Raw genomic sequence first — 25,117 nt, forward strand, 5'->3', positions numbered from 1 at the left:
TTAAAAGAACGGAGTGCGGATATGAATATATTAATAACAACGATATTTTCCTACCCTCATGAAGGGGGCCTATCAAGTCATATCACCACGTTAAAAAAGGGATTGAATTCACGAGGTCATAGCGTGGACATTTTGTCTTTCTCACAATTACCCTCATTTAAGAAAAAGTTGCTCGCCCAGGCTCCAGGTTTTTTATTAAATAAAGTAAAACACGGGAGCGGGCAGCTGTTCAATGACCGACAACGTCTGAAGTTATTGACCTCTTCTATTAAAAGTTTGAAAAAAAAGTATGATGTCATTAATGCACAGGATATTTTCGCAACGCTTGCCTCCATTGAATCAGGAATCCCAACTGTGGAAACAGTCCATGGGTATTATTCATTTGAGGCGGTTAGCAGGGGGGCCATTTCCCCTGACAGTATGGAAGATTTAATCATTCGCGATTTTGAAAGAAAAGCCTATCAGTCTGTTGCAAAAGTAGTAACCGTCGATCACCGAATTAAAGACTATATTAACCATTTAGCACATATCGAAGCGGAAACAATTAAGAATTTCATTGACGTGGCTGCTTTCAAACCCGAAACCACCGACCGGAATGAAACTCGACAAGTCTTTCAAATCCCCTTACATAAAAAGATGCTCTTTGTTCCTAGAAGAATGACAGAAAAAAACGGCGTTATTTATCCGATAATGGCTCTTCCCGAGGTACTGAAAAATCATCATGACACTGTATTAGTCTATGCCGGGACAGGAGAACAGCAAGCCCAACTTGAAAAAACGATAACCAGGCTCAAATTAACAGATTCAGTACTATTCCTAGGTTCAGTGCCTTTCGAGAAAATGCAAAACCTGTATGGTGCTTCAGATATCGTACTCATTCCAAGCGTTCATTCACACGGGGTAGAAGAAGCGACCTCCATATCTGCTTTAGAAGCGATGAGTTCCGGTTCACCTGTTATTGCAAGTGCAGTCGGAGGCCTCAAGGAAATTCTCTCTGATGGAGAAGATGGTTTGCTCGTGGAGGAGAAAAACATCACAGCACTATCTCAAGCCATCTCTACTCTGCTTAGTGACCCAGTACGAGCTGCAAAACTAGCCGAAAAGGCAAGATATAAAATTGAAAATGAGTATTCCCATCTAGCCGCTGCCGAGCGGTTTGAGAAGGCTTACCAAGAAGTGGTGAATTCAAAAACAGGCAGACCCAATACTTGAGTCTGCCTGTCACTTTTATACCGTTGTAGAACTACGCTTGTTCATTTGATCTTCGCGGTATTTTTTCTGTTCTTTTTTAGACATTGCTTTATATTCTTTCAAGAATGCTTCATATTGCGGCATAACTTCCTTGATGGGGCCGTACGCTTTTACTTCTCCATATTCAAGCCATAACGCCTTTTGACAGAATTTCTTCATCTGACCGATTGAATGGCTGACGAAGAACATCGTTTTGCCTCTTTCCTTAAATTCATTCATCTTCTCTAAACACTTTTCAGCAAAGTTTTTATCCCCAACTGATAAGGCTTCATCAATAATCAGGATATCTGGATCAATATGAACGGAAATGGCAAATCCAAGCCTTGACTTCATCCCACTTGAATAAGATTTCACCGGTTGGTTAATGAACTTGCCAAGCTCTGAAAACTCAATGATTTCAGGCTCCAGTTCGCGAATCTGCTTTTTATCGAATCCGAGCATCAACATTTTCAATTCGATATTTTCTCTACCTGTCAATTGGTTGTTAAGACCTGATGAAACAGCGATTAAAGCTGTTTTCCCGTTAGCTTGAACATTTCCATCCGTGGGCGGGATAATACCAGCAATAATGTTGGACAATGTGGATTTTCCGGAACCATTGACCCCGACAAATCCGATTACATCTCCCTTTTCCGCTTCAAAGTTAACATTTCTAAGAGCATAATACTCTTCTCCATAGCTTTTAGGCAAAAGAAGATCCATCAATTTTTCTGAGTTTTTATTATATAATTTATATTTTTTCGTTACGTTTTTGACAACTACCGATTTTTCCATCTATTCTCACTTCCAGTTTACTTAAAGTCAACAAAGCGATCTCTAAATCTAACATGCAGCGAGGAACCTATCAAAAATAAGACGATTACGACTGCCCAGAAATAAAGCGTATATTCCCAATTCACTATTAGGTACCATGATTCCCCCAATAACGAAGCTCGATACCCTTCAACAATATAATATAGAGGATTTAGCTTCATGATATTAACGATTACTGGATGATCTTTAGCATCTAATACCCAAAGGATTGGTGTTAAATAAAACAAGACTTTCATTAATGACAGTATTATATTGTGAACATCACGAATAATGGTTGATAAGGTGGAAGAAATTAATCCAAATGAAAATAACAGAGCCACTGTCGCAACAATATAGTAAGGCAGTTGTATGATGTAAAACGTCGGGAGATAACCCGTAAACGCTAAAAGTATGATGATGATACCAAGCAGCATGAGATGTTGATACAACTTTGCAAAAATAACATAAGAAGGAATGACACTCATTGGAAAACTCATCTTGGACACCATATTCATTCGGGAATAGACAGATTTAGACGTCTGGGTTATTGTCGGATTCACAAAGAACCAAACTACGATCCCTGCCATCAGCCATGGAAGGAAATCCTCGCCACGATTAACCATTATAAACCCGAATACAAACCAATAAATCGCAATTTGAATCATCGGATTGATGATTTCCCACAGGATTCCTAGGTAGTTACTGCTGTTAGCGCTTTTCATCTCGTAAGCAGACAAACGCCTTATCAAATAAAAATTGTTAATTTGTTCTTTTAAAACGGTCAAAGCTGAACTCATATATTACACAGACCTTCCTAAAAACACTTTTTCTACGACACGGCGCGAAGCTTGGCCATCCTCGAGCGCACAAAACTTCTCATGAAATTGATTAGATCCTACAGCATTTCCAAACTCCATAGCCTTGATGCTATCAATGACCGCATCAGACGTTTTTACTAACGAACCTGGTGCCATCGCTTCAAAATCAAAGTAAAACCCGCGAAGCCTGTCCCTGTAATTTTCAATATCATATACATAGAACAACATTGGTCGCTTTAAATTTGCGTAATCAAAGAAAACTGATGAATAATCAGTTATTAATAAATCTGAAATAAGATACAAATGATTGATATCTTCATAGCTGGATAAATTGTAGACAAAACCTTGATACGCCGATACATCCAAGTTCTCAGAAATTAAATAATGAAGACGGAGCAAAATAACATACTCATCCCCTAATTCCTGTTTCATTTGATCCAAGTCCAGTTTTATTTCAAATTTATATTTTCCCTTGCTATAAAACTCATCGTCTCTCCACGTAGGGGCATATAAAATAACCTTTTTCTCTAATGGTATACCCAACTTCCGTTTCAATGAGTCGATTGTATCACGATTATTCCCATTGTACAGTAAATCATTACGCGGATAACCCGTTTCCAGTATTTTAGAAGGTTCAACTTGAAAGGCACGAGCAAAAATCTCACTTGAATAAGCATTCGGAGAAATTAAATAATCCCATTTACTTGATTCGGCATGGAAATTTTCTTTATAACTTTCCGTTGTCGTTCCAGGCATATGAACTTCCTTCATATCTGACGCAAGTTTCTTCAATGGAGTTCCATGCCACGTTTGCAAATAAACCGTGTGATTCGGCTTTGGAATCCAAAGCGGTAACCTGCTGTTCGTTACCCAGTAACGAGCGCGTGTCATTTTAAGTAGCCAACTAAGTGAAAAACGTTTGAGATAGGGAATACCTGCCTCTTCAAATTGAGCGGTATACCTATTATCTACACTCCAATACATTTTATATTCAGAATGGTGACACTGCAAGTATTCATATATTGCACGAGGATTACAACTGTATTGCTTCCCTAAAAAACTTTCAAAAATAACAAGCTTTTTGTCGACTGGAAGCACTTTCGCTGCTATGCCAAAAATGAATTTATATCCTCTAAAAAAAATGGTTTTAACTATATTTTTAAACGCTGATAAAAAGGAAGGTTTACTTGGGATTTGTATTTTTTTATTTAACATATCTTATCTCCCTGTTTATTAAGTAGTAGTAGTGGTTGAATGCTTAAACCCAGAAAATACAGAATCTCTCCTACTCAACAAACTACTTCTTTAAAATATTCCGGACTAAAAATAAGCTCGCCCATATTAGGGAGAGCTTATTTTTGGTGTACACTTAACGGCTACTCCAAAGGCTTTAATGCTAGTCCCAAATTATTTGCCACTGTTGTCTAAAACTCGACATTTTTATTAGAATCTCGCATTAACCATTCAAATAGCATTATGAAATCACCGATGCGATTCTCCATAAATCAATCATCTATGATTATAATTCAATCTGATCTCTATAGATTGATTAATTACCGATTCAATGGTTTTTCTAATGAACTTCTCGGCATTGTATGCTACAGCAACTACAGAGACCTTTTTATCTTACCTAGAAATAGTAAATCAATTATCAAAGAATTTATCAACGATTCTCTTTGTTGCTTTACCATCCTCTATTCCACAATACTTTTCTCTAAATAAACTGTACCTTTTTTTGTATTGCATGTTTAATTCATCAATATTGGTAATAGATTCTATAATATCCTCAGTGGTTTTTAAAAATGGACCTGGTGCTTCTCTTTCAAAATCCATATAGAATCCACGAATATTATCTCTGTAATCTTCCAAATCATAAGTGTAATACAAAATAGGTCGACCTGTATTAGCAAAATCAAACATTACTGAAGAATAATCAGTAATCAATATATCACTAATCAGGTAGAGCTCCTGAATATCTGAATAATTGGACACATTCATAACAAAATCTTCGTACCCTTCTGGGATACGGAATTTATTACTAATTACAACATGCATCCTTAATAATAGGATGTATTCATTTCCAAGAACTTCTTTCATTCTCTCCAAATTTAAATTCAACTCAAAAATGAATTTATTGTTTTTAGATGTTTGATTATCTCGAAATGTAGGAGCATATAAAATAACTTTTTTTCCTTTTGGCAACTTCAATTTACCCGCTACAGAGTTTGCAATGACTGAAACATCTTCCCTATAAAACAGATCATTCCTAGGATATCCCGTTTCTAATATTTCTCCATCATAGCGAAACGCACTTTTGAAGGCCTTGGACGCATATGGACTTGGTGATATTAAATAATCCCAATTCTTTGTTGCACTATGCACTCGATTTAAATATCCATCGTCTCTTCCTTGAATATTCTCTATATCAAATTGCATCTTTTTCAAAGGTGTACCATGCCACGTCTGAATATAAGTCGTCTCTTTTCTTTTATTTATATACGTAGGAAAGTTTTGATTATTTATCCAATAGCCTGCTTTAGCTAAATAATAATAATATTCCGGACTTAAACGTTTTATCCGTTTAGTATTCTTATCCTTTATCGGCAAATTACTATTATAAACCCAAATTTTTTTATAGTTATTATCCCTTTTTACTAGTTCTTCATAAATATACTTGGGACTATCTGCAAATTGTTTTCCAATTCCACTTTCAAAAAGAATAAGGTTTCGGTCAACAGGTAGTACCCTAGACATAATTTTATATACTTTTTTCATTACAGGGAAATAAACTCCACTCTTCCTGAAACGATTCAATAAGAATTTAAACATTACATGATTATAGATTTTCTCTATTAACTTTTCTTCTTTTTTAACATTTTGAATCACATCGAAAATTCTTGAATTAGAATGAACATCACGATATTTAATAAAACGGTTAGCTTTATCTATATATTTTTTCTCCATGATAAAATTATTTTTGGCATACTTTTCAATAAAAACGATCAGTTCATCCAATTCATTAACGATTTCACCTGGAAGATCATTATCTAAATCCAAATGTGATGGTCTTTTCCCTATGAAACGGTCTCTATCAAATTGATAGTAAATCACTGGCTTATGCAGGAAGCTAAAGTCAAAGGCAACACTTGAATAATCCGTTATCATAATCGCACTTTCCTTAATTAGCCTTTGAACATCCACTTCTCCCTGACTAATTACCCTAACTGGAGCATCTTTAAAATAAGGCGTGAATTTTTGCATATTAGGGTGCAGGCAAAAAATGATTTCAAAACCGTAACTTTTAGAAAAATCATGTAAAGCCGAATGGTGCACTAATTTCTGATAACGCTCAAAATACTCACTTTCCAAAAATGCTTCATCAGATGTAATCCAATCTCTCCAAGTTGGAATAATCAACAATTGTCGCTTCAATAAAACATCATTCTTAAACAAGGAGTCAAACCTCGAGAGTCCTGTCGTAAACACTTCATTTTCGTTATACTCAAAATCAGTGACAATCATATTCTTTTCGAAATCTGAACTTACTAGAAAAACATCCGTATTAAAGCCTGATGTTGCATGTTTCCCATAATTAGCTACCATATTCTTAGTACCCATAACACCATGTTGAAGAAAAACTTTAACAGCCTTAACCCGCCTTTTAAAAGCAGATGTTCTTAAAGGATACAAATAATCAGGATGATGTGATGATATAACACGTGTCGATTCTAAGGTCTTTTTAATATGTTCCCTTGACTTGAAATAGAGTACATTACCTAGAGGCTCTACGTTCTTAGCTTCCACAGATTTTTCCTCGATCACATAATACACTTCTTTTTCAGGATGATTTTCCCTCATATATTTAAAAAAGTGATATCCAGTATCCTGCGCTTTATAAGTTCTTTCGCCAATAATCCATACATCTTTTTTCTTTTTAAATAAACTCGAGAACCTTCCCCAACGCATTTCCCTTCTTAAATATTGATACGTATCTATCGGGAAGTTAAACACTTCTAAGGATAAATTTGAGGCTTTAAAGGTATAGTATGGTTTGACTACAGCAACTGTATTATCCCGGTTAACACTGGTCTGTTTTGTAAATATTTTAGCTCTAGTTGTTGGTCTACCAACCCGTACCATTTTCGGCTCTTCCTGATCGTGCAAATGCAATTTCATATAAATATCAAATACATCATCTGCCAAATCTTCATCGACTAATTGTTCTAAATTTAAATTGATATTATATATATAACGATTCAACCCATATTTCTTAATATTAACTTCCTGGTTATAAATAAAGGATATATTTGCTTGATATTCTTTTTCACTTTGTCTTCCTTTTACTATACCTTCACCTGAAAGAATCTTTGAATTCTTAGTAAAAATTTGCCCATTGATAAGCATTGATTTTGGCTCATAGGTCAATTTTTCAATTTGGGATTTTACTGAAGTGCCAGGTACCTTATTGAAGTGAAGAGATAGATTACCTTTTTTAGTTATAGAGAAAATACTTTGTTTATCTTCATATGTGAAAAAACTTAATTGATCAATGTAGGTTTCCTGAAAACGCCCTAGACGAAGTAAATATTCGATATATAACTCGTCGTCTACCTCCACATATTCGGCTTTATCTTCAATTTTAAGGATTGTTTTTTCGCTCAGTTTTTCAACAGGCACGGAAACCTTGATATAACAGTCATAAATCATTGGTTCCGACTCTTGTAAGTTTTGGTTTAAATCTTTTAGATTTATTTTAAAATCAAAATTAGATGAAGTTTCAGCGATTTTTATCGTTTTAACTTCATTTTCCCTTGAATGAAGCCAAAGTTCTTTTGCGCAATAATATTCTTTTGAAAACTTTCCTTTAATCAAAAGAATATCTTTTTCTTGGACAATGGTCAGACTCTGTTTCAACCTAATTTTAGGAGATTTTTTCACTTTCCTTTTTCTAAGAAGCTTATTTATCATTGTAGACCACCTATAACAAATTATTTAAAATAAATCATTTGCAAATTTACACTCTAAAATCATAAACTTTTTTAACGTTTTTCTCAATAAATTAATGAGGTAAACTATCTTTACATAACTCAGCAAGGTTGGATGAATTATTGCTTATGGCACGTTTCAATAGGAAGAGGTCAATGTTAGGGGATACATTATATAGAAGTATTATGCGCAATAATCTTGATATAACAGCGAAATGGATAACATATTAACAAAATGCACAAGAGTTTCCAAATATTTTCTATTGCACAGAATTATTCTTCCTACGAAACGGGATGTTGGGATAGCGGTCCATCTTGCACGTGACAACTTGGTGAATACGCATTTTGGGTCTATAAAGGTTGTACTATAACCCTTGCCTTTACTCAACTAGACACAAAGGGTACCCTGAATCTCTCAGCTTGCTTTCTGTCTCAAGACGAAATGCAATTGGCACATAGCTTCCATTGATAAAGCAGTTGTAAATTTGTTTTTAAACGATAGTTCCCATATTGTTCAGGAGACCATTTATAAAGCAATTTTACGTAGTCTGTTCAAGCTAGGACTAAATAATATTTCCCACTATGTATACAAGCTATTTATGACCTTATATTCAGCTATTGAGCCTCCTGGCTGCTTTATTTATCATATAAACCATAATTTCATTTTTACTCACGCGCAATACAGAAAGAATGGCGATTTAAAATGACACCAACTTCTCTTGTAGAATGCCCTAGTATACGAATTATTCGCTTCTAGTTGTTGCGCTTAAGATTACAATGCATCTTATAAATTTGTTGCTAACAACTCGCCATTACTCGAAACAAGAATGTTATTGTTCCCCTACTGGTTGTACCTATAACTTAATCACCCCTTTCTAAAATAGATTTAACCGCAAACCTAACAGTATCAAAATAAAAAATTAATGAATATGTACTGACACATTTTCGAGTACCAAAATAACTAAAAGATACTATATAATAGATATTTAAGAATTTAACTTCCTCATGTAATTTATTGGAATATTGTGCTTTTTCCTTGTCCTAACAGGTTTAAAAATTGTTAAACTCATGAATAGTTATCTAATAAACTAATTATTTATTAATATTGTAAAAATTTTGTGGTTTATTTGTAAAAATTTTGCGTTATAATTAGATAGTGAAGCATTATTAAAACACAAACACTTCATATTCATATATATAATGCGTCCAATTGTTCGCCTTTATGCTTCTCATTAAAATATCCTACTTCGACCTTTTCTTAATAAATATAAATAAATATACTTGTACAGGAGGAATAAAGATGAAGAAAGTAATCACGTACGGTACCTTTGATTTGCTTCATTGGGGCCATATCAATCTATTAAAACGCGCTAAGGACCTGGGAGATTATCTAATCGTTGCTATTTCAACGGATGAATTTAATGCTCTAAAAGATAAAAAAGCTTATCATAGCTTTGAAAACAGAAAAATGATTCTTGAATCCATTCGCTACGTGGATGAAGTTATACCGGAAGACAATTGGGCACAAAAAAGAGAAGATATCGTTCGTGAAGGTGTAGATATTTTTGTCATGGGAGATGACTGGAAAGGCCAATTCGATGAACTGGCTGAAGTTTGTGAAGTTGTATACCTGCCAAGAACAATCGGCATCTCAACTTCTCAAATTAAAGATGACCTTTTACAAGTTACAAATGGCTAAAGAATTCGCGATAGGGATTTATTTATTTTGCTTCAAAGTGATATTCTCTATCTTTAAACTATTTCCATTAACTGATAAAACAACCTTTGTCACATCCTTCGGGGACAATTGTCAGTACATTGCAGATGAAATGGACAAGCAGAACCTTGCTGTACAAAAAGTATTTTTAATGAAATCGAGCAGTCATATACAAGTGAAGGACGATGGAAAAACCATCGTCCTTCCGTTTGAAACGAAAAATATAATCGCCATGATTCGGTCGATTTATCACCTGGCTACTTCCAAAGTAATTATCATTGATAATTACTTTGGTTTTCTTTCAACCACTACATTTAAAAAGACAGTGACTTGTGTTCAAGTATGGCATGCGGCCGGTGCCATTAAGCAATTCGGGTCGAAGGATCCTTCGATTAAAAGTCGTTCTGCCGGTGCAAGAAAAAGATTTTTGGAGGTATATCAAAAATTTGATTATGTCACAATAGGTTCCGAGAAAATGGCAGAAATTTTTCAGGAAAGTTTTCAATTACCGAAATCCCATATTCTTAGAACTGGGATACCTCGGACTGATTTCTTCTTTAATGATGAATCTAAAAAAACTTCACGTAGAGCGTTGTTAGCCATGTTTCCTGAGCTCGAGCATAAAAAAATCATGTTATATGCCCCCACATTTCGAAATGATGGCTTAAACACCGGAGAAATTGCACTCGATTTAGAATTACTCTACAAAGAACTGCAAAGCGAAAATTACGCGTTATTGTTGAAACTGCATCCGGCTGTAAAAGCAGAACATGATTTACAACATAAATTTCCCGGATTCGTATATCCAGTCCATAGTGATTTTCATGTGAACCAACTGCTAATTAGCACGGATCTTTTAATAACGGATTACTCTTCGATTCCATTTGAATTTTCTTATTTAGAAAAACCAATGATTTTCTTTGCTTATGACTTGGAAAAGTACGAGAAAGAGCGCGGATTTTGGGAGGATTATTCCTCTTCCATGCCCGGACCGGTCGTATCTACCAATGAAGAGCTCATTAAAAAAATCCGGAACGCTGATTATTCTATAGAAAAAATTGAGCCCTTTAAGCAAAAGTGGAATCAATACTCCACTGGAAATTCAAGTGAAAAGTTAGTAGATTTTCTCTTTCACAATTCAAAATAAGAAAATCATTAGATAAATTCTGATTTTCGATAAAAATAGAGCAACCACTCCGTAAAACACGGAGTGGTTTTTTTATGTAATAAACCATCGACAATCAGTTCAAATAAACAAACATTTAAAAAAGGAACGAAATTATGGTTGTAGCAAGTTCTATAGAAGAAAATAATTCTGCTAATTTATTCAATTGGTATAAGATCCAAATTTCAGGATCAACCGCCATTTGGTATGTCGCTTCTTCCAATAAACGAAAGAAAGGATACCGTCCAGGAACCCTTTTTTCGTTTTTATTTATTTATAATTGTAGATCATCATATACGCACAAATCTTCAATATCTGCAAAATGTGAAAAAAGACTCATAAAATAGAAAATATTGTAGATTACAATACTCAAATCCCACCAGTATAAACCAGTAAAATACTACTATCTTCCCCTTGTAACAAAAATGTAATATAATTTTTACCAATTAATTTGATAGAATAGGGAAAAAGACATATTTGAGGTGGAAAACCGTGAAAAAGAGTGTTGTCGCATTTTCGACATTAGCTATTCTATCATCGACGTTTGTTTCTCCTGCCCTTGCCAGTACCTATACAGTTAAAAGCGGCGATACCTTAAGCAAGATCGCTCAAAATCATAATACTACGGTGAAGGACTTAAAACTTCTTAATAACTTAAAAACAGACCTATTGAAGATTAATCAAAAATTAATTACACCCAACTCCAAAACAACAACAACCACAACAGCAAAGTCTGCTTCAGTTTCCGTAGAAAAAACAAAGAAAACCACTTATACCATTGTTTCTGGAGATACTTTAACTAGAATAGCAAACAAACATAACCTTACACTTGCTGAGTTAAAGAAGTTAAATAACCTAAAATCCGATAGAATTTATGCAGGTGCTAAACTTATCGTATCTAGTTCCACTACTTCAACTACTATTGATTTACCTAGCAGTTCCAAACCATCAAATGTTACATCGCCCCCAAAAATATCGGGTACATACGTTGTGGTAAAAGGTGACACACTTTCAAAAATTTCAAAAAAGACTAACTTAACTGTGGCTGAACTTAAATCAATAAACTCGTTAAAGTCCGATCTAATCAGAATAGGCCAGAAACTAAAACTAGTTAAATCAGCCAATACAGACTCTACAGATCAAAACAATGAAAAAGTAGATACACCACACTCCGGTAATAAGGTAGACACACTCGTTTCTGAAGCAAAAAAATTAATTGGTTCCCCTTATTCGTGGGCTGGCGCTTCCCCCTCAGGTTTCGACTGCAGCGGATTTATTTACTATACGTTTAAAAAAGCTGGTTATAAAGTTTCGAGGCTTTCCTCTTCCACTTATTATGATATGGGAAAAAAAGTTACTTCACCGAAGTCTGGTGATCTTATCTTTTTTGCAACTGGTTCGAATAGAGCAGTCGTTAGTCATATGGGTATTTACCTAGGAGATGGACAGTTCATTCATGCCTCTTCAAGTAAGGGAATAGAAATCAATACCGTTTCAAACTCTTACTTCAAAAGTAGAATCATTGGTTATAGAAGTTTATAGTGTTTTTTACCAGACTCCATTTTAAGAGTCTGGTAATTTTATGCAAAAATATGTACTTTCTATATTAATCTATGGTTATTATTATCTCGAAATGGGGCATAGCATGTTAAAATTTCGTATTTTTTTATTTTCTTTCGTCATCCTCTGCGGGTCTTTATCACTTTTCACAGAATCTACTTTTGCACAATCATCGATTGTAAATCCCAATCAAACATACTCTACCGCTAAGATGCTAAACGATATTAAGAAGCTCGAACAAGCTTATCCCGGTTTCATCAAAAAAGAAGTTATTGGAAAATCTGAATACGGGCGGAATATATATGCTGTTTCTCTTGGAAAAGGGGATTCTACTGTTTTCATTAATGGATCTCACCATGCCCGTGAATGGATTACTACCAATCTCACGATGAATATGATAGACAAATATTCAGCTGCCTATAAAAGCGGCACCAAAATCAACGGCTATGATGTCAAAAAGCTCCTTAATAATACAACCATTTGGTTTATACCAATGGTCAATCCGGATGGAGTAACCTTGCAACAATTTGGTCTGAAATACTTCCCTGCAAAAGACCATTCAAAAATCATTAAAATGAATTATGGCAGCAAAAACTTTAAACGTTGGAAAGCAAATGCAAAGGGAGTAGATTTAAACAGACAATATGATGCAAATTGGAAGAATCTCGAAAGCCCTAAAGCACCCTCATATAAAAATTACAAGGGCGCTAAAGTGGCGACAGCGTCCGAAACTAAAGCCGTACTTTCATTTGTTGAAAAAATCGATCCAGAAATGACGATTTCCTACCATTCAAGCGGGCAAATTATTTTCTGGAAGTATCAGCAAACAGGGAGCCGCTATACTCAGGATTATAAGTATGCCAGTAAATTAAGTAAAATAACCGGCTACAGCCTTGTTAAACCAAGATCGACCGGAGGCGGTTTCGGTGATTGGTTTAACAAAGTAGAAAAGAAACCAGCCTTCACCATTGAAGTTTCTCCAGCTGTTGGGGAAACTAATGTACCTCTTAAACATTATTCTAAAATTTGGAGTCAAAACGCAAGCATTGGTCTTTATACAGCACAAGAAGGCTACAAGCTATTTGATACTCGCAATACTGCAGCCAGTGATAAAGTAACGAAGAATATTAAAACGTACAATAATACAGCGGCTAAGTTGAAAAACTATTACTCTCAAAACAAATTGACGGTTACGAGCACCCATAAGACACTATATGACAACACGGTTAAAGAAATAAAAAAACAAGAGAAAGCAATTGCCAAGCTTCCAGAGAAATATCGGACAAAACCAAATGCGGCATTAAAAACGACCAAAACCTATCGTGATTACTCCCTAGCCTACATGAATGGAATTAAGGCAGGAGACGATCTCGTCTCAGCTAACAAGAAGCTTACCGGTTATTTAACTGCAGGAACTTTAAACGATACAACGCTTACTCTCTATAATAATTCGATAAGTCAGATAACAATAGTTGAAAGTAAAATCAAGAAAATGTACAGTAAAGATGTCCAAAAACTTGCCACTGCCAAATATGTCACCCCAGCTAAAACTAGCAATAAAAACATCGGCTATGACTTAGCCAGATATGAGTTATTATTAAAAATGAAAAATGATTTAAAAAATGGAAAGTATGATGAAGTTAAAGCTAATATTTCAAATTATGAAAAATTATTTTCGACTTACTCTTACAAAAACACAGAGATTCAATTATCGAACATGCTGCAAGCCATTAAAGATGAGATCCTGCAACTAGAACCAGAAGAGCCTGAACAACCTGAACCACCAATTGAAGAACCAGGAGAACCAGGAGATTCAGATACAGCTCCTGAAGCTATAGAGGGCGACTCAGCCGCCCACTAATATTCCACTAACAGGAAATCGAAGGAATCTTGTTACTAGGACTCCTTCGATTTTTTGAATGGAAATAGGTAAAAATACACTGTAAGTACAAAAAGAAACTATTCTATTCTTAACAAAAAACAGGTATAGTTAAACATACCAACTAGGTACTTTTTCATACTTTTCCATTTTAGTGGAATGGTTCAGGGAGGAATTAAGATGAGATCCGAACATAAAAAAAAGAAAAAGAAACGAAAAACGTTTAAAATAATAGGGTTTACCCTTCTTATCCTTTTCATCGGTGGTGGCGCTTATGCGGCCTCTGTTTATCAATCCTTGGCAGGTGCGATTCATACTATGCAGGGTGCGGCGCATAAAACGGACAAACGTGTAGATGATATCAAATTTAAAAGTCAGGACCCTTTTTCACTGCTTATACTTGGAGTAGATGAAAGAAAAAATGACAAAGGCCGTTCAGATACGATGATTGTTATGACCATTAACCCTAAACAAGAATCCATCGAATTATTGAGTTTGCCCCGTGATACACGTACAGAAATAATCGGTAAAGGTACGAATGATAAAATGAACCATGCCTATGCATATGGTGGCGTGAATATGTCGATAAACACAGTGGAAGCCTATTTAGATATTCCGATTGATTATTACGTCAAAATGAATATGGAAGGCTTTCAGGATATTGTAAATGCTGTGGGTGGTGTCACTGTAGATAATGATATGGACCTTGCCTATAAAGGATATAGCTTTAAAAAAGGCACTATAGACTTGGATGGTAAAGAGGCTTTAATTTATTCCCGAATCCGTAAAGAAGATCCTCGCGGTGATTATGGTCGCCAAATGAGGCAGCGTCAAGTTATACAAGCCGTCATGAAAAAAGGATCAAGCCTATCCACACTCACCAATTATGACGATATATTTGAAGCCCTTGGTAAGAACGTTGAAACCAATTTAAGTTTCAATGAAATGTTAAGTATTCAAAAAAACTACAAATCTTCACTTAAAAAGATTGAACAATATACACTTGAAGGTGACAATCAAAAAGTCGATGGAGTTTGGTATAACATTGTTTCCGAGGAAACAAAACTTGAAGCCCAAAACCGTGTGAAAACACATCTTGGATTATAAAGAAAGAGGATGGCTATTATTAGTCATCCTCTTTTCTGATATTAAAAAACGCTTTAAATTAAGGTTTACTTTATTAATCAATCGTTTGATTAAAATAATCGGAACGGATAACTTGGTCACTCATATCCACATCTTTTTGGTCTTCCGGTAAAAACTCTTCTACTCTCCCCTTTCCATTTATTTTCATTTGGGCACCATAATCCCCTTTTAATATCAGAGCTTCTCCCTCTTCACCATTAAGCATGGTCTCTCCAAAGAAAGAAGAGCTTTGAATGCCAAGCAAATCATATAATGTTGGTAAAATATCGACTTGCCCGGCCACCTTATCAATCGTACGCCCTTGAATATCCTCCTGATAAATAATCACTGGAATGGGCATATACTTTTCGATCCATTCTTCATCGCTAATTTTAATTCCGTAGTACCCTTCAACTTCATGTTTATCTTTTACAAATAGGCCATCATGATCTCCGTAAATAACAATCACGCTGTCCTTCAATTTTCCATTTTCCTTCAAATTCTTTACAAATTCCTCTATGGCCGAGTCTGTATAATGTAACGCTTCATAATATTTCGTAAGGTAGCTTCCCTCTTTTCCTACTTCAGGTTTCAATGTTATCTGATCCGCTGGTAGCGAAAACGGTACATGACTCGTCAATGTCACGAAAAAAGCGTAATAGGGATTTTGTTTATCTTTTAAATAATCATAGCCTTGTTTAAAAAAACTACGATCACTCAAGCCCATCGATATAATCTCATCCTGCTGCATATCCTCAATGGAGATATAGTCATCAAAACCTAGAGCAGGATATGCATGCTGCCGGTTCCAAAAGTTTTCTTCATCACCATGGAAAGCATAGCTTTGGTAATCTATCTTCTTTAATTCTTTAGCAAGACTCGGAAAATCGTTGTAAGGAAATCGGAAAAAGGTCGCCCCTTGCTTTAAAGGATATAACCCAGTATTCACAATCAACTCACCGTCTGATGAGTTTCCAAATACCGTCTGTGGATATACATGTGGGAAGAATAAACCGTCTTTTGCTAGTTTATTCATAAATGGCGTGACTTCTTGTCCTGAACTCTTTTGGAATAACGGAAAGGCCTGTAATGATTCTACTTGGATGATGATGACATTCTTACCTGCTAATGAGCCAGAATATGTACTATCCTGCTTGTTCTTTTTATCGAAGTAATTAGAAACAGCTCTCTTTTCTTCTGGAGACATTTCATTCTTTTCCGAATCAACAAAGAAGGCATACGTATCCAATACATGATGACCAATTGGACCCCAACTTCGCAAAAAGGTATTCGCCTCATAACGTCGAGTTATATCCACCTGATCGATAAACATATTTTTTACTGGCTTCAGCCCCGCTATCATCAGAAATAATACAGCCGGTACAAGTGCCATAGCTTTGAGCGGGTATATTTTCTTTACAAATGATTCAGCAATTGGAACGCCCACCAGCAGAAAGACAGCGTCCTTCACTTCCACCATACTGAATATGCTTTCACCAAGCCCATTTAGATTGCTTTTTTGCATCCACATATAGGAAGTGATAGGTGTTGAATAATAACGGTAAAACCATATATCACCAAGAAAAAAGGCCATAATTATAAGAAGAAAGACTGTAAAAATAGTACCCTTTATGAATCTTTTCGTTATCCATTCCTTAAGATAGACCAAAAATCCAGCGACACCGAGAATAATCGTAAATATACCGATAGAAAGATTATTACCCATCATTTCATTCGTATAAATAAAAAGTATGGCCACGATGGATATAGATAAGACCTCCAATAGTCTCTCCTTCAATCGCCGGTTGTTATGCTTCATGCTACCGCCACTTTCCTCTTCATTATTTCCAAGCTCTTTAAGAAGTCCGCTTACATAAGATTACTTATAGATATTACTTATCGTTACCATTTATGAGAAAATACACACGTGATATAGTTAGAATATTATGAAATTAAATCTTGGTTTTCAATTTATCGAAAAGTAAGTAACCCATCTTCTTTACCATTTAATTATCGTACTATAGTAAAGATTGACGGAAATCAAAGTCAAAAATATCCTGTTTTTTTCTTGACTCCAATAAATAACTCCTAGTCCGATTATTAATAAACTCATAAAATAATAATGACTTCATTTCTCATACACAAAAAGCCCTCATCACAGATGAGGGCTTTTCAACTTCACTATTTAGAACTTGGTGGGTATACTTTCCAACGTGTCAAATCGGGATTTTTCTTTGTTACTAGTTCACCCGGAAAAATAAACGTCCATGGCTTGCTTGTATTCGCCTTCACTTCAAAGTCTTCAAGAGAAAACCCACCTTGGCAAACCTGGTCTCCATCTGCATCCTCTACAATCAATGGTAGCTTTTCAATTTTAATCTGTTTGTCACTGCCATTACGAACCAAAACGGTGACTGCTAATTGATTATTTTCTTTCAAAGTAGCTTCTAGTCCCATAAAATTAACTTCACCTTGATTGATCTTTGGCAGTCCGGCAACAAGCCGCTGTAAATTCTCTCGTTGAGCTTCTGAAAGCTGTTCTATCCAGATCGGTGCCAAATCCAATGCATGCTCCATAGATTCCTGATTCTTTAGTTCAAATGCTATCTTCCAACCTTTGTCTGGTATCGACTCCACTAGAATATCTTCCTCTTCAAACATAAAGCTCCACGGCATACATGAAAGGGCTGGTATTTCTCCCATTTCCGTCAAATCGAAGGACTTCTTCGCCAGAACTTGTCCATTTTCATCCAGCAACAATAAATCCACTAATTCAAAGCTTACAGCCTTATCTAATGTATTACGAATAAAAGCCATAATTATTACATCATCTTCAAACCTTGATAACCGAACTTCTGAGATAGAAATTTGATTCGGTTTTAACAAAGACAACTGTTGATGATGAAACTGAAGTACATATCTTTCCTGTTTGGAAAAATCCGCTTCCTCATGAAAAACCAAGGAAGTATTAATTGCAGCATCAACAGCTGATACGGAATCTTCCACTGTTACCGTGTTACTCTGCACTGCTTCTTTTATCTTCTCACCTCTACCAAATAGGCCCATTACTTCTCATCCTCCTTTTCATCAAGTTCTTCCTCTTCATCATCCAATTGGTTTTTATAAAATTCCATAAAGTTTGTACTGATACCTGACTCAATTTCGACTAATAGTTGCTCAAATTGATCAAGTGCTTCTTTTTCAAACAACATATAAGGGTCCTGCTGACCGTAGGCATTTAAACCAATGCCTTCCTTCACTCTATTCATTTCACCTAAATGGCTTATCCAGTTCATATCTATTTGTTGTAGCATAAAGGCGCGAAGCTGGCTTACCCAATCAACATTGTCCTGAAATGTTAAGATCATGGGTTTTATCTCGTCAAATGCAGCCAGTGCTTTAGCTTTCACTTCAGACCCATCTAAATTTTGCACGTCAATTTCCTGCCAATCTAATGCAAAAAATACAAGGGAGAGCTCTTCAATAAAAGCCTTTGAATTTGGTTGTTCCATATATTCAGGATAATATTTCAAAACGAGTTGACGGATGTATTTCTCAATATATTCAAAAATAATGGAGAACATTTGGTCAGGATTGAGATTCAAGATTCTATCTCTCATCGAATAAATAATTTTACTTTGCTCATTTAATGCATGTTCTAATTTCAATAAGTGGTTACGGCTTGATTGATACATCTGCTGAATCGTTTCCTGCACCTTTTTTGCAAATTTTTCCGGAGCGGGACCTACCACCATACCATTTACATCCGTTTTGACTTTCTTCATATATCGTTCAATTTCTTCTTCATCATAGTAATCAAACAATTCATCTTCCAGGGAAATGATAAATTGTGTAGAGCCTGGGTCCCCTTGTCGTCCGGACCGTCCACGAAGCTGCATATCAACCCGATTGCTTTCGTGACGCTCCGTCCCGATAATATGAAGACCACCTAATTCCTTAACTTCTTCATCAAGTAAAATATCCGTTCCTCTTCCAGCCATGTTCGTAGCAAGCATAACTTGATTTTTTTTCCCGGCATTGGCGATAATTCCTGCTTCGCCTTCTTCCGTTTTTGCATTAAGGATCTGATGTTGAATTCTTTCCCTCTCTAAATGAACGGACAGTGCTTCCGATTTTTCAATGGAAGTCGTACCTATTAGAATTGGCCTTCCTTCTCCATGAATTCGTTTTACTTCCGAAACAATTTTATTGATTTTACTTATTTCATCTTTAAAAATTAAATCCGGTTCATCACAACGCTGAATAGGCTTATTCGTTGGAATTTCAATAACAGGCAGCTGATATGTTTCCCAAAATTCTGACTTTGAAGGCATAGCACTTCCAGTCATCCCTGAAAGCGAGTTATATAAACGGAAATAATTTTGGATGGTAATTGTAGCCTGTGTTTCGTTCTCTTCGGAAATTTCCAAGCCTTCTTTTGCTTCAATTGCCTGCTGAAGCCCTTCACTAAAACTACGTCCTTCCATCACCCTGCCTGTGAATTTATCTATCAAAGAAATCTCTCCATCCTTGACGATATAGTCCACATCTAATTTCATAATGGCATGAGCTTTAAGTGCCTGTGACACATTATGCAATAACTCCTGATGCTCTAAGTCATACAAATTATTGACTCCAAATGCCTTTTCAATCCTGGCCGCACCTTGATCTGTTAAAAAGGTCGCTTTCGATTCGTTAGAAATCTCATAATCTTCATCCTCATTTAATGTCTTCATGATCTGTGCTGTAATATGAAAAAGCTCTGCCCCATCACTTGATTTTCCAGCAATGATTAAAGGCGTTCTTGCTTCATCAATCAAGATGCTATCAATTTCATCGACAATCGCAAATTGGTGGCCCTTTTGCACCTTTTCCTCTTTTCGAAAAACCATATTATCACGCAGGTAATCAAAACCGAATTCCGTTCCCGTTCCATATGTAATATCTGCTGCATAGGCTTCACGCTTTGCTGAGGGCTGCATTTTAGAAATATTCAAGCCAACCGACAAGCCAAGAAATTCGTGAACCTGGCCCATTAATTCTTTATCTCTGCATGCCAGATACTCATTCGCCGTGATAATATGAACACCTTTTCCCTCCAATGAGTGTAAATAGCTAGGTAAGGCTGCAACAAGTGTTTTTCCCTCACCTGTGTTCATTTGAGCTATGGCTCCCTCATTTAAGACAAAACCTCCTATAAGCTGAACATCATAGTGCCGAAGTCCCAATATACGTCTGGTTGCTTCCCGCACCACAGCAAAGGCATCAACTTGTATATCCATCAAGGTTTCACCAGAAGCAAGGAGACCTTTAAATGTATCCTTCATGCCTCTCAATTCATTATCTGAATATTTTTTATATTTAATCTCTAATTGATTCACATTATCTACAAGCTTATAAATTCTTTTTAAGTCTTTAGAACTCTCATTAAATATCTTCTTCATACTAGTTAACATAGGATTTTCTCTCCTATAATATCAATTGTACAACTAGTTAAATTATATCATATATAGGTATATATTGAACTTTTATCAATGATTACCTATCCATAGCAAATAGCAGTGTGAAAGGATTTTTTCAATTTTTGTAAGACCCTCGTAACAGGAATTTCCGCTGCTTTATCCCAGGCTGTAATCTGGTTCAAATCTGGACGAAATGTAAATCATGCAGATATATCCACATATAAGATTAAACCCTTCCTGATATTAAGGAAGAGTTTTTTTATGGATTTCAACAAATAATATAAAGACTTACACCAAATGGAGGATTACATATGAATAAGACAACTAGAAAATTCATTCATAAACCTAGACGACCTTATCAATTTGGACTACTCGTTCTCTTCTGCCTTATTGGCTTAACATCTCCTATTCAGGCAGAATCGCAAAACACTCCGAAAAATGTCATTTTGTTAATTGGTGATGGCATGGGGTTGGGTGCAATAGACATTGCCAGGCAATTTGAATATGGAAAAACGGGAATTTTACATTTGGAAAAGTTAGAGCATGTCGCTCTGATGCGTACCTATTCCGCTAATAATTTTGTCACTGACTCGGCTGCTGGGGGTTCAGCGATTGCCACAGGTGTCAAAACCAACAATGAATCAATCGGTGTAGATTCAAATGGTTCTGAAGTAGACAGTGTACTGGATGCCTTTCAAATGAGCGGAAAAAAAGTCGGAATTATCTCAACCAATATGGTTGTCGATGCCACCCCTGCTGCTTTTGGTGCTAGTGTATCAAACCGCTGGACAGGTGGCGCACATATCGCGAGACAACTCTTTGATAATCGTATCGATGTTATTCTTGGCGGTGGAGCCAGTTATTTCGGAGCGGATAAGCAAAATGGTGTAGATTTAGTCGCTAAATTTAAAGAAGCTGGCTATAGGGTTACGGCTAATAAGCAAGAACTTGATTCGGTTCAAAAATCAGAAAAACTTCTGGGACTGTTTCACCCTACTTATATGAATTTCAAGCTTGATAAAGAAGAATTTCATTCACAGGAGCCATCACTACCCGAAATGACAACCAAAGCAATCAAAATTTTGTCTAAGGGTGATAATGGATTCTTTTTAATGACTGAAGGTGCACGAATTGACCATACGGAGCATGCTGCAGATATCACTGGGATATGGAAGGAAACAATCGAATTTGATCAGACTGTAAAAGAGGTTGTAGACTGGGCTAAGAACAGAAATGATACCCTGATTGTAGTGCTTGCAGACCATGAAACAATGGGGACCTCTGCTTCTGAAACAATGGATATCAGTGCATTGAAAAGGATCAACGTTTCTTCTGAATATATGTCCAAGCAACTTACTTTCGATAAAAATAATGAAATCAATCCCGAAAGTGTCGGTTCCGTATTCAAAAAGTATGCTCATATATCTCTTACAAATAAAGAGGTCCATCAATTCATTGATAACGTAAGAAAGAATAGAACCCTTGTCTATCCACAGCATCAAATAGATTGGGAAATCGGAAGCACAATTGCCAACTATTATAAAGCAGGAGTAGTTGACCGCAGCGTACGGGCAGCCAGTACCACCGGAGGACATACCGCCAATATGATTCCTGTTTTTGCAACGGGCCCAGGCAGTGAAGCCTTTGATGGAGTCATTGATAATACAGATATATCGCAAATCATCACAAAAGCCGCCCGTGTACCATTTACACCTGGCCAAAATCAAACAAAAGAGGAATGAATTTATTCATCCCTTTTTTCAGATATTCTACTGTGTCAAAAGATAGATTTTTTCGGAGTTCAAGAGATATTCTGCAGATAAATATTTCTGCTGTGCCTATCATAACATTATTCGTTAGATCCTGTTTATATTGTGTTAAGAACCTAGTCCAGATTTTTTCCAGACCTTAAATTGAATGTTTCGACCCACTTTTTGAAAGGTGAATTTTTTGAATGTCAGATTTGTCGCTCTACTGGCTAAGATCCCTCGAATCCGCTCCTATAAAACCATCTTATTCAAAAAGACGCCATATAGTTTAAATATGGCGTCTTAAGTAGTTACTTTTTCACATATTCTTTTGAAACATACCCGATTTGGCTTCCATTCTTTATTTTATACCAATCTCCTTGTTGGGCCAGAATCGTCACAGTTTGGTTTTTCTTTAGCTTTCCGACGATTTTAGAAGATGTATTTGTTTTCTCTCTAATATTAAGTACGCTAGCCGTCACTTTTCCGGTTGTCTTCTTGATAGAGATTTTCTTTGAAACCGTTCTTTGATTATTACTTGCATCCTTGGCAGTGATCGTCACTGTATACGTACCGTTGGACACATTTTTAAAGTTCCAGGTAGCTGATTGACTACCTTTCTTTAGCGATTTCGTATCGGTCGGGGTGGCTATCACTTTATCTTTACTGTTCTTGACTTGCACCGTAACTTTAGCTGCTTCGCTTATGGTATACGTAATGCTTGCTTTTTCTGTGCTGTAATTTCCTGATGTATCAATACTCGTGATATTCGGTGCCGTTATATCCTTATTTACTTTAAACGCTTGTGTTACAGTACCTTTATTTCCGTCTCTATCAGTTGCGGTAATTTCCGCTGTGTAGTTTCCATTACTTACGGCTTTCGTGTTCCAGGCAGCCACCTGACTTCCCTTCTTCATAGATTTCCTACTAATTGGGGTGGCTATCACCTTGCTATTTTTATCTTTAATCGTGAGGGATACGGTAGCATCTTCATCAATAGCATACGTGAAGTTGACCTTACTATTTAGATAATCTTCCTTAGCCTTCACGCTCGTTATTCTTGGTGCCGTTTTATCTTTATTCACAACAGGATCAGTTTCAGATCCAGTCGCAGCGTTACTATATTCCCTCACTATACTTGTGTTCGGATAATAAAATTCTAAAATCCCCTGATATGTTTGACCCGCTTCTGCTCTGTGTTTTGCTCCATACTGACTTAGTCCAACTCCATGGCCGTATCCAGATCCATCAATTTTAATCTTGGCTGGATCCGTTGATGTTGAATTATCAACTAGATAACTCTTCATATTACCCAGTCCCACCATAGCCCGGATTTTTGAAGCCGCAACATTCGTAAGGGTGACATTTTGCTGTACTAATTTCCCCTTATCATCGGTAAGATCCTTCACATAAAAGTTCAGCTGGATCGAGCCTTTTGTAACCCTGCCTCCAGATGTTTTATCCGTTAAGGTTAGAACAGGAATTTCCATTATTTTTATTTCCTTTTTGGCATATCCATTACTTTGAAGCCAAGTCTTCAGATTAGGAATAATCGTTTTGTCCTTTTCTTGTACGCTTGTCCACCAATCTTCCGGATTTGATACATCGAGATTCGTTAAATCGATTTGCTTTTTATCCAAGGCTATCATCCACTTTAATTTCGGGTCATATGAATCTTCTTTAATAGACAAATAAGCAAGAGGCTCTCCACTTGTCCAAACATTAGAATTTAATTCAGTCATCCCGCCATTGCTCGAAGAAAAGAGTGCTTCGATTAATTTCCCATCATGCTTGATTACCATACCCGTTGTCTGTTCCACGGCTAAACTAGAGTGGGAGTGACCCTCAGCCCCTCCATATACCTGGTAAGAAACCGTATCATTAATTACCGTAGATTGATAGCGAAGTGCATAAGTACGGGCCGCAATTGCCTGTGCTTTTACGGATTCAATATGCCATAATGCCGGCATTTCCCTTGGAACCACGCCCTTTAGATAATCTTCAATATATACATGATTGATAGGTCGAATATACTTGCCTTCAACTGTAAATTCCAAAGAACCGGGATACGGACGGTTATTAATGGAAAGTAGAGAATCTTGTTTAACAGGAGTTACCATCATGGAAGAGAATAACCCTTTCTTCTGGGAGTTTTTGTACACCACGAGTTTTCCTGACTCTACTTTCACAGTCAGCTCTTCACCTGCCTTGATAAATACCTCTTTATCAGAAGTTTGATAGTCCCCTGTTGCCGTTATTGTGACACTTGTTTGGTTTCCTAAGAAATTTTCCAGTTTCACTTTCATCGATGTATACTCTTCGGCTGCCTCTGCTTCATGTGCAGGTAATGTAGAAAAAATGATAAAGAAAGCAATAAAAAGATACTTCAAACTTCTCATTCTAGTTCATCCTCATTTCTTTACCAACCTCTAGATTGAAATTCAAAAGATTTCTATATTAATATTGACCCATTTATTAGTCACAACATTTTTACTTTGACATCAACTATGGCTCTTGCGACATTGTACATTGCGATATTTAGTGTAATAGCAATCATAAATATGCTTCTTCATTTTCTGCAAATCTATTTGAATAGCAAACTGTATTTTTCTGAT

14 protein-coding genes and 2 pseudogenes are annotated in these 25,117 nt (G+C 36.1%); 7 read left to right on the forward strand and 9 right to left on the reverse strand.

Annotated elements, in window-relative coordinates:
- The first annotated feature begins 21 nt into the window (after positions 1–21).
- Positions 22–1,212, forward strand: coding sequence for a glycosyltransferase family 4 protein (locus tag JFV29_RS26620; RefSeq protein WP_201187411.1), 1,191 nt, complete (start codon positions 22–24; stop codon positions 1,210–1,212).
- 15 nt (positions 1,213–1,227) lie between these two features.
- On the opposite strand, the gene tagH is transcribed toward JFV29_RS26620, so the two are convergent.
- From tagH to JFV29_RS26640, 5 genes and pseudogenes are all read right to left on the reverse strand, one after another.
- Entirely contained in the window at positions 1,228–2,025 is a 798-nt protein-coding gene (gene tagH, locus JFV29_RS26625) for a teichoic acids export ABC transporter ATP-binding subunit TagH (protein WP_201187413.1), read from the reverse strand.
- A 17-nt stretch (positions 2,026–2,042) separates the two neighbouring features.
- Positions 2,043–2,840: an ABC transporter permease gene (locus JFV29_RS26630; RefSeq protein ID WP_201187414.1), complete on the reverse strand. Its 798-nt coding sequence runs from the start codon at positions 2,838–2,840 to the stop codon at positions 2,043–2,045.
- Positions 2,841–2,843: 3 nt separating this feature from the next.
- A pseudogene (locus tag JFV29_RS26635) lies at positions 2,844–4,067 on the reverse strand (CDP-glycerol glycerophosphotransferase family protein); the annotation flags it as partial.
- A 303-nt stretch (positions 4,068–4,370) separates the two neighbouring features.
- Positions 4,371–4,463 (reverse strand): annotated as a pseudogene (locus tag JFV29_RS31825) (hypothetical protein); the annotation flags it as partial.
- A 42-nt stretch (positions 4,464–4,505) separates the two neighbouring features.
- A complete protein-coding gene (locus JFV29_RS26640; RefSeq protein ID WP_201187417.1) occupies positions 4,506–7,829 on the reverse strand; it encodes a CDP-glycerol glycerophosphotransferase family protein in 3,324 nt (1,107 codons plus the stop codon).
- Between the two features lie 1,317 nt (positions 7,830–9,146).
- Here JFV29_RS26640 and tagD point away from each other — a divergent pair.
- The 5 genes from tagD (at position 9,147) to JFV29_RS26665 (ending at position 15,274) form a co-directional block, all read left to right on the forward strand.
- A complete protein-coding gene (gene tagD / locus JFV29_RS26645) occupies positions 9,147–9,545 on the forward strand; it encodes a glycerol-3-phosphate cytidylyltransferase (protein ID WP_201187419.1) in 399 nt (132 codons plus the stop codon).
- On the forward strand, positions 9,517–10,710 hold the full coding sequence (locus JFV29_RS26650) for a CDP-glycerol glycerophosphotransferase family protein (protein ID WP_207205180.1): 1,194 nt from the start codon (positions 9,517–9,519) through the stop codon (positions 10,708–10,710). Before tagD ends, JFV29_RS26650 begins: the two co-directional genes overlap by 29 nt.
- 510 nt (positions 10,711–11,220) lie before the next feature.
- The gene (locus tag JFV29_RS26655) at positions 11,221–12,270 is read left to right on the forward strand and encodes a C40 family peptidase (RefSeq protein WP_201187422.1); all 1,050 of its coding nucleotides are present in this window, start codon (positions 11,221–11,223) and stop codon (positions 12,268–12,270) included.
- 103 nt (positions 12,271–12,373) lie between these two features.
- Positions 12,374–14,149, forward strand: coding sequence for a M14 family zinc carboxypeptidase (locus JFV29_RS26660; RefSeq protein WP_242486953.1), 1,776 nt, complete (start codon positions 12,374–12,376; stop codon positions 14,147–14,149).
- Between the two features lie 198 nt (positions 14,150–14,347).
- On the forward strand, positions 14,348–15,274 hold the full coding sequence (locus JFV29_RS26665; RefSeq protein ID WP_201187425.1) for an LCP family glycopolymer transferase: 927 nt from the start codon (positions 14,348–14,350) through the stop codon (positions 15,272–15,274).
- Between the two features lie 73 nt (positions 15,275–15,347).
- Here JFV29_RS26665 and JFV29_RS26670 read toward each other — a convergent pair whose 3' ends face one another.
- The 3 genes from JFV29_RS26670 to secA2 form a co-directional block, all read right to left on the reverse strand.
- Positions 15,348–17,111: an LTA synthase family protein gene (locus JFV29_RS26670; RefSeq protein ID WP_201187426.1), complete on the reverse strand. Its 1,764-nt coding sequence runs from the start codon at positions 17,109–17,111 to the stop codon at positions 15,348–15,350.
- 362 nt (positions 17,112–17,473) lie between these two features.
- Entirely contained in the window at positions 17,474–18,358 is an 885-nt protein-coding gene (locus JFV29_RS26675) for an accessory Sec system S-layer assembly protein (protein ID WP_201187427.1), read from the reverse strand.
- The gene (secA2, locus tag JFV29_RS26680) at positions 18,358–20,748 is read right to left on the reverse strand and encodes an accessory Sec system translocase SecA2 (protein ID WP_201187428.1); all 2,391 of its coding nucleotides are present in this window, start codon (positions 20,746–20,748) and stop codon (positions 18,358–18,360) included. The genes JFV29_RS26675 and secA2 overlap by 1 nt, the downstream gene beginning before the upstream one ends.
- Before the next feature lie 317 nt (positions 20,749–21,065).
- Here secA2 and JFV29_RS26685 point away from each other — a divergent pair, with 317 nt between their 5' ends.
- Positions 21,066–22,496 carry an alkaline phosphatase gene (locus JFV29_RS26685; RefSeq protein ID WP_201187429.1) on the forward strand — a complete coding sequence of 477 codons (1,431 nt, stop codon included), beginning with the start codon at positions 21,066–21,068 and terminating at the stop codon, positions 22,494–22,496.
- A 317-nt stretch (positions 22,497–22,813) separates the two neighbouring features.
- Here JFV29_RS26685 and JFV29_RS26690 read toward each other — a convergent pair whose 3' ends face one another.
- The gene (locus JFV29_RS26690) at positions 22,814–24,901 is read right to left on the reverse strand and encodes a SpoIID/LytB domain-containing protein (RefSeq protein ID WP_201187430.1); all 2,088 of its coding nucleotides are present in this window, start codon (positions 24,899–24,901) and stop codon (positions 22,814–22,816) included.
- Positions 24,902–25,117: the final 216 nt, after the last annotated feature.

Source organism: Peribacillus sp. TH16 (genome assembly GCF_016651095.1).
In the GTDB taxonomy this organism is placed as follows: Bacteria; Bacillota; Bacilli; order Bacillales; family DSM-1321; genus Peribacillus; species Peribacillus butanolivorans.

Excerpts from the sequence above, each read along its gene's own strand:
- secA2 (WP_201187428.1), bottom strand. The coding sequence starts at position 20,748 with ATGTTAACTAGTATGAAGAAGATATTTAATGAGAGTTCTAAAGACTTA.
- JFV29_RS26685 (WP_201187429.1), top strand. The coding sequence starts at position 21,066 with ATGAATAAGACAACTAGAAAATTCATTCATAAACCTAGACGACCTTAT.
- JFV29_RS26640 (WP_201187417.1), bottom strand. The coding sequence starts at position 7,829 with ATGATAAATAAGCTTCTTAGAAAAAGGAAAGTGAAAAAATCTCCTAAA.
- JFV29_RS26690 (WP_201187430.1), bottom strand. The coding sequence starts at position 24,901 with ATGAGAAGTTTGAAGTATCTTTTTATTGCTTTCTTTATCATTTTTTCT.
- JFV29_RS26675 (WP_201187427.1), bottom strand. The coding sequence starts at position 18,358 with ATGGGCCTATTTGGTAGAGGTGAGAAGATAAAAGAAGCAGTGCAGAGT.
- tagH (WP_201187413.1), bottom strand. The coding sequence starts at position 2,025 with ATGGAAAAATCGGTAGTTGTCAAAAACGTAACGAAAAAATATAAATTA.
- JFV29_RS26630 (WP_201187414.1), bottom strand. The coding sequence starts at position 2,840 with ATGAGTTCAGCTTTGACCGTTTTAAAAGAACAAATTAACAATTTTTAT.
- JFV29_RS26665 (WP_201187425.1), top strand. The coding sequence starts at position 14,348 with ATGAGATCCGAACATAAAAAAAAGAAAAAGAAACGAAAAACGTTTAAA.
- tagD (WP_201187419.1), top strand. The coding sequence starts at position 9,147 with ATGAAGAAAGTAATCACGTACGGTACCTTTGATTTGCTTCATTGGGGC.
- JFV29_RS26650 (WP_207205180.1), top strand. The coding sequence starts at position 9,517 with ATGACCTTTTACAAGTTACAAATGGCTAAAGAATTCGCGATAGGGATT.
- JFV29_RS26660 (WP_242486953.1), top strand. The coding sequence starts at position 12,374 with ATGTTAAAATTTCGTATTTTTTTATTTTCTTTCGTCATCCTCTGCGGG.
- JFV29_RS26620 (WP_201187411.1), top strand. The coding sequence starts at position 22 with ATGAATATATTAATAACAACGATATTTTCCTACCCTCATGAAGGGGGC.
- JFV29_RS26670 (WP_201187426.1), bottom strand. The coding sequence starts at position 17,111 with ATGAAGCATAACAACCGGCGATTGAAGGAGAGACTATTGGAGGTCTTA.